The organism is Promicromonospora sp. NPDC090134, from assembly GCF_044746965.1.
Classification (GTDB): domain Bacteria; phylum Actinomycetota; class Actinomycetes; order Actinomycetales; family Cellulomonadaceae; genus Promicromonospora.
This window is the reverse complement of record NZ_JBIVCZ010000001.1, coordinates 756,157-769,073: the sequence shown is the minus strand read 5'-3', so window position 1 is coordinate 769,073 and position 12,917 is coordinate 756,157. Positions and strand designations below refer to the sequence as shown.

10 protein-coding genes are annotated in these 12,917 nt (G+C 72.9%); 2 read left to right on the top strand and 8 right to left on the bottom strand.

Annotated features, from left to right (window positions below; genetic code table 11):
* Nucleotides 1-31: 31 nt before the first annotated feature.
* From ACIPN7_RS03335 to tmk, 4 genes are all read right to left on the bottom strand, one after another.
* Entirely contained in the window at nucleotides 32-685 is a 654-nt protein-coding gene (locus ACIPN7_RS03335) for a hypothetical protein (RefSeq protein ID WP_400537952.1), read from the bottom strand.
* Nucleotides 686-845: 160 nt separating this feature from the next.
* Nucleotides 846-2,516, bottom strand: coding sequence for an enoyl-CoA hydratase-related protein (locus ACIPN7_RS03330; RefSeq protein ID WP_400537950.1), 1,671 nt, complete (start codon nucleotides 2,514-2,516; stop codon nucleotides 846-848).
* Nucleotides 2,517-2,657: 141 nt separating this feature from the next.
* A complete protein-coding gene (locus ACIPN7_RS03325) occupies nucleotides 2,658-3,794 on the bottom strand; it encodes a DNA polymerase III subunit delta' (RefSeq protein WP_400537948.1) in 1,137 nt (378 codons plus the stop codon).
* Nucleotides 3,791-4,495: a dTMP kinase gene (tmk, locus tag ACIPN7_RS03320; protein WP_400537946.1), complete on the bottom strand. Its 705-nt coding sequence runs from the start codon at nucleotides 4,493-4,495 to the stop codon at nucleotides 3,791-3,793. Before tmk ends, ACIPN7_RS03325 begins: the two co-directional genes overlap by 4 nt.
* A gap of 105 nt (nucleotides 4,496-4,600) precedes the next feature.
* Between tmk and ACIPN7_RS03315 the strand changes: the two genes are divergently transcribed.
* A complete protein-coding gene (locus tag ACIPN7_RS03315) occupies nucleotides 4,601-5,002 on the top strand; it encodes a pyridoxamine 5'-phosphate oxidase family protein (RefSeq protein WP_400537944.1) in 402 nt (133 codons plus the stop codon).
* A 12-nt stretch (nucleotides 5,003-5,014) separates the two neighbouring features.
* Here ACIPN7_RS03315 and topA read toward each other — a convergent pair whose 3' ends face one another.
* On the bottom strand, nucleotides 5,015-7,831 hold the full coding sequence (gene topA / locus ACIPN7_RS03310; RefSeq protein ID WP_400537942.1) for a type I DNA topoisomerase: 2,817 nt from the start codon (nucleotides 7,829-7,831) through the stop codon (nucleotides 5,015-5,017).
* Nucleotides 7,832-8,040: 209 nt separating this feature from the next.
* Here topA and ACIPN7_RS03305 point away from each other — a divergent pair, with 209 nt between their 5' ends.
* Complete coding sequence (locus tag ACIPN7_RS03305) at nucleotides 8,041-8,991, top strand: phosphatase PAP2 family protein (protein ID WP_400537940.1); 951 nt, start codon at nucleotides 8,041-8,043, stop codon at nucleotides 8,989-8,991.
* A 69-nt stretch (nucleotides 8,992-9,060) separates the two neighbouring features.
* Here ACIPN7_RS03305 and ACIPN7_RS03300 read toward each other — a convergent pair whose 3' ends face one another.
* The 3 genes from ACIPN7_RS03300 to ACIPN7_RS03290 form a co-directional block, all read right to left on the bottom strand.
* Nucleotides 9,061-10,515, bottom strand: a complete 1,455-nt coding sequence (locus ACIPN7_RS03300) for a S1 family peptidase (RefSeq protein WP_400537938.1) — start codon at nucleotides 10,513-10,515, stop codon at nucleotides 9,061-9,063.
* A gap of 168 nt (nucleotides 10,516-10,683) precedes the next feature.
* Nucleotides 10,684-11,805 (bottom strand): alpha-lytic protease prodomain-containing protein, encoded by a 1,122-nt coding sequence (locus ACIPN7_RS03295; RefSeq protein WP_400537936.1) that lies wholly within the window; start codon nucleotides 11,803-11,805, stop codon nucleotides 10,684-10,686.
* 149 nt (nucleotides 11,806-11,954) lie between these two features.
* A complete protein-coding gene (locus ACIPN7_RS03290; protein WP_400537934.1) occupies nucleotides 11,955-12,896 on the bottom strand; it encodes a LysR family transcriptional regulator in 942 nt (313 codons plus the stop codon).
* Nucleotides 12,897-12,917 lie beyond the last annotated feature (21 nt).

The window sequence follows — 12,917 nt, the reverse complement described above, 5'->3', positions numbered from 1 at the left end:
TCCTACCTGCTGGCGAACCGACACGCGACCCTCACGAGTCGAGCCAGGCGACCGGACCGGGCTCGCCGTCGGCGTCGCGCGGCTCGAGCTCGACCTTGCCCTTGTCGCCCAGCTGAACCGGCACCGGACGGCCCGTGTCCGACTCCGCCGGAGCCTCGACCACCGTGGTCGTGGGCACGAAGTCCATGGTGCAGATGCCGTTGTCGGCAGGCACGAACGTCACCGTGAGCACGCCGTCCGGCGCGGCGACACCGTCCGACTTGCCGCCCGACCCGATGGTCGCCTCGGGCTCCGCGAAGGTGGGGCACGAGCTGGACCCGTTGGTCACGACGTAGAGCAGACCGGGCTCGGGCGCCCACGCGACGCCCGCCGTCGACTCGGTGCTGCCCTCCAGGCCCGGCGGCAGGCCGCGGCCCTTCGCTCCGGCGACGATCTCCATCTCGGCGGCCTCCGGCAGCTTGCCGTCCAGGGCGCCGTCCGACGCGCTGGGGCTGGGGCTGGTCACGTCGCTCTCCTCCGGGGACGAGGTGGTCGAGGACCCGGCCACCTCGGAGCCGCCGACGTCGGACTGCGCGCAGCCCGTCAGCGCGAGGACCGCAACCACCCCGATGCTCAGGGCCGACACACCCGTGCGCGCCAGAGTCCGTGCCGTCTTGCCCGACCGGTTCGTCCGCTCGATCTTCATGCCCAGTTCCTTCCACTCGCCTCTGACACCACCAGGTGTGTGCCGCAGGACTGCGACGCCTCCACCCCTGTCATGTGGCGAGCGGCGTGGATCTTGCACGACACTCCGGCCAACATTGGCAAAAGGTCAGGTGATCGGCACGTCGAGCCGTGGCGGGACGTCAGACCCGGGCGGTGGAGAAGCGCAGCTTGTCCGGGGTGGCGTCCGCCGCCGTCTTGCGCAGGAACGCCCGGCGGTGCACCGAGAAGGCGTTGCGGTCGTCGAAGAAGTCGCGGGCCATCTCGGCCAGCTCGATGGTCTGGTAGTACGACAGCGGCCGGTCCGTCGCGCGGCGCTCCGCGCGCGCGGCGAGCATCCAGCCGAGCGTGGCGGGCTCCTCGTACCCCTGCGCCGCCGACGACAGCCAGGTGGTGAACTCGCCCCACTCGCGCGGCCCGACGGCGCTGATCAGCCCGATGCGGGCCGCCTCGGCCACCGAGATCGGCAGCTTGCGCGACAGCAGCAGCGACGCGCGGTGGTCCCCGACGCGCGCCGGCATGCTCCACGAGTGCAGCTCGGAGCCGTAGATCCCCATGTCGTAGTACGGGTTGAGGACGACGCCCTCGCGGGCGAGCGTGACGTCCGCGCACAGCCCGGCCATGACGCCGCCGGCGCCGGCGTTCGCGGTGAACGCGGCGACCGTGAGCTGCTCCGCCGTGGCGATGGCGAGGCACAGCTCGTCGATGGCGCAGATGTTCTCCCAGGCCTCGGCGGCGGGGTCCGGCGACGCGTCGACGGTGCCCAGGTGGATGCCGTTGGAGAACGCGTGCTCGGTGCCCTTGATGACGAGCACCCGGGTGTCCTCGGTGAGGGCCTTCTCGACGGCGCTGGTCATGCGGCGGCACTGCTCGGTGTACATCGCGCCGCTGTAGGACCGGAACGTCAGGTAGCCGACGGCGCCGTCGCGCACGTAGGTGGTCTCGGCCAGGGCGTCCGGGACGCGGCGGAACGGGGCGTTGCTCGCGTCGATGACCTGGGCGGCGGGCAGCTTGGTGCCGCGGCGCCCGCTCAGCTCGGCGGCGTAGCCGACCCAGAGCGTGCCGACGCCGCAGGCGATCGCCACGGCGTCGAGGTTGCGGCCCACGACGGTGCCGGGCTGCGCGCCGGTGTGCTCCGGCGACGCGACGGCGTCGAAGATGCAGACCGACCGGCCGTTCACGCCCGCCGGGGCGCCGGGGGCGCCGTCGGCCGCGGCGACGAGCCGCTCCAGCTCGGCGGCGGGGCGGCTCCAGTCGACCCGGAAGTCCTCGCGGCGCAGCAGCGGCAGCTCGCCGCTGACCGGCACGATCCGCAGGCAGGCCTCGGCCGGGATGGGCCGCTCGCCGTCGGCGACCTTGCGGACCACCTCGCCGATGCAGGCCATCGCGGCGTCCGCGACCCGGCTGTTGTACAGCGCGCTCTTGGAGATCGGCTGGTCCGGCATGTCGAAGACGGCGGTGGCCCACACCGGGCCGGCGTCCAGCTCCTCGACGGCGGACAGGGCCGTGACACCCCACCGGTCGCGACCGTCGCGGATCGCGTGGTCCAGCGACGAGGGCCCGCGGTCGCCCACGGGGCCCGGGTGCACGATGACGGTCGGCCAGCGGTCGTAGATCGTGTCCGGCACGCGGTGCTTGAGGAACGGGCACAGGATCAGGTCCGGGTCCGCCCGCTCGACGGCACGGGTCATGGCGGCGCCCGACTCGAAGGTCGGGGCGAGCTCGACTCCGACGTCGTGCCCCTGCTCCCGCAGGGAGCACCAGACCCGCTGGGTAAGACCGTTGAAGGCAGAAACCAGCAGGAGGATCCTCATCGGACGGTGGACTCCTAATCGCACGGAAGAGCTCTGGGGGCGCCCCGCAGCCTAACCAGGGACGGCATTCGGGACAATGTGCCGCGGTGGTTCACATTCACCCGTGCGAAATCTTCACACGTGAACCACGGCGGAAGGTGTTCAGCCCTGAGGGCGTAGGGCTATCGCCATCGCCTCCAGCGCGAGTAGCGGCGCCACGTTGCCGTCCAGCCGGGTGCGGGCCACGCCGATCGAGTCCATGCGCCGCACCGTCTGCTCGGGGGTCGAGTCGGCGGCCAGCGCGCGCACGGTCTCGGCGAGCTCGGCGTTGACCAGGTCGACCTCCGCCCCGACCTGCACCACGAGCACGTCCCGGTAGAGCGACAGCAGGTCCACCATCGCGCGGTCGAGCACGTCGCGCTGGTGCCGCGTGGCACGGCGCTTCTGGTCGTCCTCGAGCTGCTTGAGCTGGGAGCGCAGGCGCGGCGGCAGCGTCTCGCCGTCGGCCACGCCGAGCGCGCGCAGCAGCTCGGCCTTCTCGGCGGCGTCGCGCTCCTGGGTGGCCGACACGGCCTCCGCCTTGGCGACGTCCACGAGCTCGCCCGCGGCGAGCACGGCGTCGCCGACGCCGCGGATGCGCCGCGCGATGCTCAGCACCGCGGTGCGCCGTTCGCGCGCGCCGGCGTCCCGCGCCAGGCGCTTGGCCAGGCCGACGTGGCTCTGCGCCGCGCGCGCCGCGCTCAGGGCGACAGCGGGGTCCGCGCCGTCGCGCCGCACCAGCAGGTCGGCGACGGCCTCCGGCGGCGGCACCCGGAGCACCACGGCCCGGCACCGCGACCGGATGGTCGGGAGCACGTCCTGGACCGAGGGCGCGCACAGCACCCACACCGTGTGCGGCGGCGGTTCCTCGATGGCCTTGAGCAGCACGTTGGTGGTGCGCTCCGCCATGCGGTCGGCGTCCTCGATCACGATCACGCGCCACCGGCCGCCCGAGGGCGAGCGCGACGCCGTCATGATCAGGTCGCGCACCTCGTCGATCGCGATGACCACCTTCTCCGTGGCCAGCAGCGTCACGTCCGGGTGGGTGCCCGCCAGGGTCGTGGTGCACGACCGGCAGACGCCGCAGCCGCCCTGCGGGCACTGCAGCGCCGCGGCGAAGGCCCGTGCGGCGACCGACCGGCCCGAGCCGGGCGGGCCGGTGACGAGCCACGCGTGCGTCATGGCGGCCGGGTTGGCCACGGCGCTCTGCAGTGCGGCGACGGCGGACTCCTGCCCGACGACGTCGTCCCACACCGTCACGAGCGGTCCTCGCCGTCGGCGGCCGGGTCGGACCCGGTGACGCTCGCGGCCTCGGTGACCACAGGCGTCAGGCCCAGCCGGGCCGCGACGTCCACCCGGATCTGCGCCTGGATGTCGTCGACGGGAGCCGCGGCGTCGATGACCACCCAGCGTTCCGGGTCGGCCGCCGCGCGCTGGAGGAACGTGTCCCGGACCCGGGTGTGGAACTCGACGCCGGCCCGCTCCAGCCGGTCGAGCTCGCCCTTGCCCTCGGCCGCCGCGCGGCGGGCGGCGGCCGCCTCGGGGTCGAGGTCGAGCAGGATGGTGATGTCCGTCCGCAGGCCCTTGGTGGCCCAGAGGGAGAGGTGCTCCACCTCGCCCGGGGGCAGGTCGCGCCCGCCCGCCTGGTAGGCGATCGAGGAGTCGACGTAGCGGTCGGTGACCACCACGGCGCCGCGCTCCAGCGCGGGCCGCACCACGGTCTCGACGTGGTGGGCGCGGTCCGCCGCGTAGATGAGCGCCTCGGCCCGCGGGCCCATGTCCTGACCGTGCATGACCGCGGCCCGCAGCTCCTTGCCGAGCGCGGTGGCGCCCGGCTCGAACGTGAGCAGGACCTCGCGGCCCGTCAGGTCCGCCAGCCAGTCGCCGAGGAGGCGTGACTGGGTCGACTTGCCCACGCCCTCGCCGCCCTCGAAGGAGATGAAGTAGCCCGGTGCGTTCACGCCGCCACTTTAACCGGGACCGCTGACATCGACCCCCGGTCCGGCCCGCCCGGCGGGGCGTCGCCCCGCCGGGCGACGCCCGCGCGGTCGGCGCACGATGGGGACATGGACGACAACGAGCAGAGCATCACGCCGATGACCGTGGACGAGTGCTGGGAGTTCCTCTCGATGCAGCCCATCGGGCGCCTCGGCACCGCCGTCGGGGGCGAGCCCGAGATCTTCCCGCTGAACTTCGCGGTCGCGGACCGGACCATCTACTTCCACACCATCCCCGGGACGAAGGTCGCGGAGGTGGCGATCAACGAGAAGGTCGCGTTCGAGGTGGACCAGTGGGGACCCGAGATCGCCTACAGCGTCGTCGTGAAGGGCACCGCGGAGATCCTGGAGACCGACGCCGACATCGCGGCGGCCGAGTCGACCAACCTGATCAGCTACCTGGAGGACACCCGGGACACCTGGGTGCGCATCACACCCACCCAGGTGACCGGCCGCCGCCTGCGCCGCTGACGCGGCTCCGGGCTACTTCTTGGTCGTCGTGCTCTTCGCCGGGGCCTTCTTGGCCGGTGCCTTCTTCGCGGGCGCCTTCTTGGTCGCCGTCCGCGTCGTGGTGCGCTTCTTGGCCGGGCCCTGGGCGCGCTTCTCGGCGAGCAGCTCGATGGCCCGCTCGGCGGTGATCGACTCCGGGGTGACGTCGCGCGGCAGGGTGCGGTTGGTCTCGCCGTCGGTCACGTACGCGCCGAACCGGCCGTCCTTGACCGTGATCGGCTTGCCGCTGTTCGGGTCGTCGCCGAGCTCGCGCAGCGGCGGCGTGGCGGTTCGCCCGCGGCCGCGCTTGGGCTGCTTGTAGATCTCCAGCGCCTCGTCGAGGGTGACCGTGAACATGGCCTCCTCGGACGGCAGGGTGCGCGAGTCCGTGCCCTTCTTCAGGTACGGGCCGTAGCGGCCGTTCTGCGCGGTGATCTCGTCGCCCGACTCCGGGTCGGTGCCCACGACCCGCGGCAGCGACATGAGCTGCAGCGCGTCCTCCAGGGTCACCGAGTCGAGGGCCTGCGTCTTGAGCAGCGACGCCGTGCGCGGCTTGGGCAGGGCGGCCAGCGCCCGCTTCTTCGCCGCGGCCGACAGGTCCGGGTCGAGGTCGGGCTCGGGCAGCTGCTCCGTCACGTACGGGCCGTAGCGGCCGTTCTTCGCCACGATCGGGTTGCCCGACTCGGGGTGCGTGCCGAGCACGCGGCCGTCGTCGGCGCCCGCCGCGAGCAGCTCGCGTGCCTTGGCGACCGTGAGCTCGTCGGGCGCGACGTCGTCCGGCACCGAGGCGCGGGGCGGGGTCTTGCCCTCCTCGACCTCGGCCGCGAGGTCCTCCAGGTACGGGCCGTAGCGGCCCACGCGCACCCGGATGCCCTCGCCGATGTCCACGGAGTTGATCGCCGCCGCGTCGATCTCGCCGAGGTTCTCCACGAGCGCGCGCAGACCGCCGCCCTCGCTGTCCACCCCGAGCTCGTCGGACGTGCCGATGTTGCCGGGCACCTCGCCGAAGTAGAACTCGCGCAGCCACGCCACGCGCTCACGGGAGCCGGCCGCGATCTGGTCGAGGTCCTCCTCCATCGTGGCGGTGAAGTCGTAGTCGACGAGCCGGTCGAAGTGCTCCTCCAGCAGGCGGATCACCGCGAACGCGAGCCACGTCGGCACCAGGGCCTGGCCGCGCGTGATGACGTAGCCGCGGTCCTGGATGGTCGAGATGGTCGCGGCGTACGTGGACGGGCGGCCGATGCCGCGCTCCTCCAGCGCCTTGACCAGCGAGGCCTCCGTGTACCGGGCGGGCGGCGTGGTCGAGTGGCCGTCCGCGGCGAGGTCGGTGCCGGTCAGCGCGTCGCCCTCGGCCATCGTCGGCAGGCGCGTCTCCTTCGCCGCCGCCGCGCCCTCCGGCGCGTCGGTCTCGGCGTCCGCGCCCTCCTCGTACGCGGCCAGGAAGCCGCGGAACGAGATCACCGTGCCCGACGCCGAGAACACCGCCTCGTTGCCGTCCTGCGCGCCGCCGGTGATGGTCGCGCCGAGCCGGACGGACGCCGTCGACCCCTTCGCGTCGGCCATCTGCGAGGCCACGGTGCGCTTCCAGATCAGCTCGTACAGCCGGAACTGGTCGCCGCTGAGCTCGCCGGCGACCTGCGCCGGGGTACGGAACGAGTCGCCGGCGGGGCGGATCGCCTCGTGCGCCTCCTGGGCGCCCTTCGCCTTGCTGGTGTAGAGACGGGGTGCGCCTGGCACGTACTCGGCGCCGTACAGCTCGGCGGCCTGCCGCCGTGCGGCGTCCGTCGCCTCCTTCGACAGCGAGGGGCTGTCGGTACGCATGTAGGTGATGTAGCCGTTCTCGTACAGGCCCTGCGCGGTGCGCATCGCCTGGCGCGACGACATCCGCAGCTTGCGGCCCGCCTCCTGCTGCATGGTGGAGGTGGTGAACGGCGCCGCCGGACGGCGCGTGTACGGCTTGGTCTCCAGGCTGCGGACGGCGAAGTCGGCGGCGTCCAGCCCGGCGACGACGGCGCGGGCGGCCGCCTCGTCGAGCTGCACCACACCGGTGCGGACCTTGAGCCGGCCCCGGTCGTCGAAGTCGCGGCCCGACGCGACCTTCTGGCCGGCGAGCTGCGTGAGCCGGGCGCGGAAGGAGGGCTGGCCGGAGGCGGCCGCGCCGTCGTCGTCCGCCACGGCGAAGGTACCCGCGACGTCCCAGTAGTCCGCGGACACGAACGCCATGCGCTCGCGCTCGCGCTCGACCACCAGGCGCGTCGCCACCGACTGCACCCGGCCGGCCGACAGGCCCTGGCGCACCTTGCGCCACAGGACCGGCGAGACCTCGTAGCCGTACAGGCGGTCGAGGATGCGCCGCGTCTCCTGGGCGTCCACCAGGTCCTGGTCCAGCTCGCGCGTGTTCTCCAGCGCGCGGAGGATCGCGTCGCGGGTGATCTCGTGGAACACCATGCGCTTGACGGGGACCTTGGGCTTGAGCTCCTGGATCAGGTGCCAGGCGATGGCCTCGCCCTCGCGGTCCTCATCGGTCGCGAGGAAGAGCTCGTCGGCGTCCTTGAGCGCCTTCTTGAGCTCGGAGACCTTCTTCTTCTTGTCCGCGTGGACCACGTAGTACGGGTCGAACCCGTTGTCGACGTCCACGGAGAACTTGCCGTACGGGCCCTTCTTCATCTCCGCGGGCAGGTCCTTGGGCTGCGGGAGGTCGCGAATGTGCCCCACGCTGGCTTCGACCTCGTAGCCGTCACCGAGATAGCTCTGGATCTTGCGAGCCTTCGTGGGCGACTCGACGATCACGAGCTTGCGTGCCTGGGACATCCGGTCCTGCCTGCTTCCTGCGGGGTCTGGGGACGTGCGCCGGGTGGCGTTGGAGAGTTCACGGTACGCCAGGCACGACGGATCGCACCCTATCCGGGCTCACAGCGGGCTGCCCGGTGGTTTCACATGACCGTGGTGATTTTCACTCGTGGCGTCAACGACACAGGGACGACACGGTCTCTTCAGGAGGCTCCTCTACGGTGGGGCCCATGACCGACCGCACCCTCCCGCCGCGCGACCTGCCGCGACCCCCGCACGGCGGCGGTGTCAGCAGCGTCGGCAGCGCGATGCCCGGCCGGACGGCGGGCCTCCGGCCCCGGGTGGGGCCGCGCGTCGTCGCCGCCGTGGTCGCGGCGCTCGCGCTGTGGGGCGTGTGGGCCACCTGGGACGTCTTCGTCCGCTCGGGCCGCGGCCAGCACGCCGACCAGCTCGCGCTCGAGGGCGCCGCCCGCGGGCAGGGCGTGCTCTGGGAGCTCGCCGAGCCGGTGCTGGGCGTGGTGTCCAACTCGTTCGTCGGCCTGGGCCTGGCGGTCGCCGTGGTGCTCGCCCTGGCCCGCGGGCGCTGGTGGCTCGCGGCGCAGGTGGTGATCCTGGTGGCCGGCGCGAACCTCACCACGCAGGTGCTCAAGCACGTGGTGCTCGACCGCCCGGCGCTGCTCGACATCGCGCGGGCCGACATCAACACCCTCCCCAGCGGGCACACGACCGTCGCGGCGTCCGTCGCCGCCGGGCTGCTCATCGCGGTGCCGCGGCGCTGGCGGCCGCTCGTCGCGCTGGCCGGCGCGGGCTACACGGCGGCGACCGGGGTGTCCACGCTGATCGGGCAGTGGCACCGGCCGTCCGACGTCGTCGCCGCGATCCTCGTCGTGCTCGCCTGGAGCGCCGGCGTGTGCGCGCTGAGCTCGTCGTCGTCCCTGGACGAGCCGCGCACCGGCGCGGAGCCCGGGACGTCGGGCGCGGCCGGGCTGCTGCTGCTCGGCGCCGTGGTCTGCGGTGCCCTCGGCCTGGGCGCGCTGGGCAGCGTGCGCGGCTACGGCTGGGCGCTGCCGATCGGCGGCGACCTCACGGCCTACATGGGCGGGGCGCTCGGGGTCGTGGCCGTGACCCTCGGCTCGTTCGCGCTGATGCTCCTGGTCCGCCAGGCCACGGCCCGCCCCTGAGCCCGGAACGGGTCGGACGCCCAGGCCACCGGAGGTGACCTGAGCGCCCGACCCGTCAGATCGCGGGGATCACGGGGTGGAGTAGCCGCCCGTGTACGAGCCCGAGCCCGAGTACGACTCCACGATCCAGCGGTAGGTGCCGGCCGTGCCCGAGTAGCTCACGCTCTCGTCGGGCGACGACGTGATGCCCTGGGCCACGGTGACCCAGCTGCTGCCGCTCACCTTCTGCAGGAACAGGTCGAAGTCGGCGCCGCTGGGGCCGTCGAGGCAGCCCGTGATGGTGCCGGACGACGCCGAGAACCCGCTGCTGCTCGGCTTGTAGGTGTAGGCACCGCTGCTCAGCGAGCCGCTGAACGCCGTCTCCTGGCTGGCGCACCCGGTGGGCGGCGTCGTGCCGCCGCCACCCGTGATCAGCGTGACGCCCGCGGCGCTGAGCGCCTCGTTCACCGGCTGGAAGTAGGTGGTGCCGCCCGAGGAGCAGTTGCCGGAACCACCGGAGGTCATGCCCTGGGCCTGGGTGCCGGCGAGCAGCGAGCCGCCGGAGTCGCCGGGCTCGGCGCAGACGTTGGTCCGGATCAGGCCCGAGACGGTGCCCTCGGCGTAGGTGACCGAGGCGTTCAGGGCCTGGATGGTGCCGCAGTGCCAGCCGGTGGTGGAACCGGAGCGGCAGACGGTGGCGCCGACGGCGGCCGCCGTCGAGCCCGCGACGTTCACGGTGCCGCCGCTGTAGTTGTTCACCGCGCCGACCGGGGTGTCGTCCGTGCCGACGTTCACGTAGGCGTAGTCGTTGCCCGGGAACGAGGAGGTACGGAAGGTGCCGCTGGGGCTGGTGGTGGCGTTGCCCACGTCGCCGCAGTGACCCGCGGTGACGAAGCCGCCGGTGGCCGAGAAGCCGACCGAGCAGCGCGAGCCGCCGATGTAGTAGGCGTTGCCGCCGATCACGTTGATGAAGGTGCGGGGCATCTCCGCAACCTCGACGAGGGAGACCGAGCCGGCCGCGACCCCGGCGTCCGCGACGGCGGCGGCCACGGCGGCCTTCGCCCCCTTGGCCACCTCGAGGACCACGGCGTTGGACTCGACGTCCACGTAGGCGCCGGCGACGTCGGCCCGCGGGGCCGCCCGGTACGCCTTCGTGGCCAGCCGGTCGAGCTGCGCCAGCGACCTGTCGACGGTGACCGCCGTGGCGCCGGCGGCGCGGACCTCGGCCGCCCCGGCCTTGTCGGTGACCGCGACGAACAGCTCGGAGCCGTCCACCCACGAGCCCGCGTAGCCCTTGTCGAGGGCCTTGACGATGGAGTGCTGCTTGTCGGACAGAGCCTCGTCCGTCTTGAGGCGGTCCACGGCCTGGGAGGTGGTCAGGCCGAGATCCCGCTCCAGGGCCGCGACCATGCCCGGGGCGTAGGTCGTCACCTCGGGCTTGTCCGCTCCGGCAGCTGCGCTTGCGGTAGCAGCGGTGATGCTGCCGGCGAGAAGCGTCGCCGCGGCTGTGGCCACGGTGATCGCCTTGAAGGATGTGCGTCTCATGTCCAGCGACTCCTTGTCGTCGGGGCAATGGATTCACCCAGTGCGGCACAGCGTATGGTCGCTTTCAGGTAACTCCCAGATACCGGTTAGGACATATCGGAGCAATATGCGGACATGCCGCAGAGCAGGTAGGGGCTTCCCCTACCTGCCCTGCGGTTCCTCAGGACGTCAGTTCGTCAGGAGCGACACCCCTGCCGCGCTCAGCGCCTCGCCCACCGGCTGGAAGAAGGTCTGGCCGCCGGAGGAGCAGTTGCCGCTGCCGCCGGAGGTCATGCCCTGCGCCTGCGAGCCCGCGAGCAGCGAGCCGCCCGAGTCGCCCGGCTCGGCGCAGACGTTGGTCTGGATGAGACCGGAGACGCTGCCCTCGGCGTAGTTCACCGTGGCGTTGAGCGCCTGGATGGTGCCGCAGTGCCAGCCGGTCGTGGAGCCCGAGCGGCAGACGCTGGCGCCCACGGCGGCCGGCGTCGAGCCCTCGACGGCCACGGTGCCGCCGGCCCAGTCGTCGACCACGCCGACCGGGGTGTCCGAGTCCACCGAGACGTAGCTGTAGTCGCTGCCCGGGAACTCCGAGACCTCGAAGGTGCCGCTCGGCTCGCTCGCCGAGGAGCCCACCGAACCGCAGTGCCCGGCGGAGACGAAGCCGCCGGTGACCGCGAAGCCGACCGAGCAGCGCGCGCTGTCGTCGATGAAGTACGCCTCGCCGCCGATCACGTCGGCGAACGTGCGGGGGCGCTCCGCGGCCGGCGTCAGCGAGACGACGCCGGCGGGCACGCCCGCCTCGGCCACGGCGGCCCGGACGTCGGCCTGGGCACCGTCGACCACGTCGACGACGATCTCGTTGGTCTCCACGTCGACGTGGTACGAGGTCACGTCGGCCGGGGACAGCGCCCCGTCCAGGTCCGCGGTCCAGGCGTCGAGCGCCTGGAGCGAGTGGTCCACGGTCACGGGGGTGGCCCCGGCCGCGCGGACGTCAGCCGCCTCGGCGGCGTCGGTCACGGCGACGTGCAGGGCGTCCGCGCCCTCGACCCAGGCCCCGGCGTAGGAGGCGCCGAGCGACTTCTCCAGGCCCTGCTGCGTGTCGGCCAGGAGCTCCTGCACCTGGAGCTGGGCCACGGCGTCCGCAGTGGTCAGGTTCAGGTCGCGCTCCATGGCGGAGACGAGACCCGGCGTGTAGCCGGCGGTCGCCGCCTCGACGTCGGACGGTGCGGCTGCGACGGCGCTGATGGTGCCGGCAAAGAGGCCCACGGTGGCGGTTGCCACGGCGACGCCCCGGAAGGAAGTGCGACTCATCTCCAGCGACTCCTTGGGTCGGAGGGGGTGAAGTTCCACCCGCAGGTGATTTTTCACCCGCCCTGCCACCGTAGGAGGAGATGGACTTCACGCCCAGATCACACTCAGGTCATACATATTTCCTATGGAGGGCAAACCACGTACGTGCCTCAGCCGAGCATCCCGTACATCGCCAGCCACTGCTCGTACTGCGGGCTGCGGCGCACGGCGTCGCGGTGGGCCCGGTGGGCGGCGCCCTCGACGGCCTCCAGGTCCACGCGCAGGTCGGCGTCGTGCCGCCAGCCCAGGTAGTGGGTCCGGCGCAGAGGCGCCCCCGACAGGGGGACGGTCACCACCCCCGGCGGGTCCGGCTGCCCGGGCTCCACGAGCGCGACGGCGCGGCCCGCCCGCACCTGGTCGACGGCGGTGGTCCACTCGGCCTCGCCCATGCCGCGCGGCGTGAACCCCGCGCGCACGCACGCCGACACGAAGCACTCCTGGAGGCAGCCGTGCGACGGCACGCAGAGCCACTGCTCCTCGGCCAGCTCGGCGAGGGACACCTCGGGCTTGCCCGCGTACGGGTGGTGCTCGTCGATGAGCACGAACATCGGGTCGGTGCACACCCGCGTCCACGACACCTCGACGGCCGCCGGCGGCGAGACGTCGGAGCACATCCCGACCAGCCCGACGTCGATGGTGCCGCGGGCGAGCCGGGACGCGACGTCGTCGGGCAGCGGGGGCATCGCCGTCGTGACCTGCGCACCGGGCATCCCGATGTGCAGCTGGTTGACGAACAGCCCGCCCAGCCCGGTCCCGGTGATGCCGACCCGCACGGTCTCGCCGTGGGCGACGTCGCCGTTGACGAGGCGCTCGGCGTCGTCCGCGAGGGCCGCCATGGCGGGGAGAAGCACGCGGGCGTGCCTGAGTACCAGCTCACCGAGCTCTGTCGGTCGCGCACCGAACCGGTCGCGGACGAAGACGTTCCCGCCCAGGGACCGGTCGATGCGGTTGAGCTGCGCAGTCAACGCCGGCTGCGCGATGCCGAGGGCAGCGGCCGCCTTCGTGACGCTGCCCGACTCGGCAACAGCGACAACCATCCTCAAGTGCCGCATGTCGAGTTCCACACGGTGGAA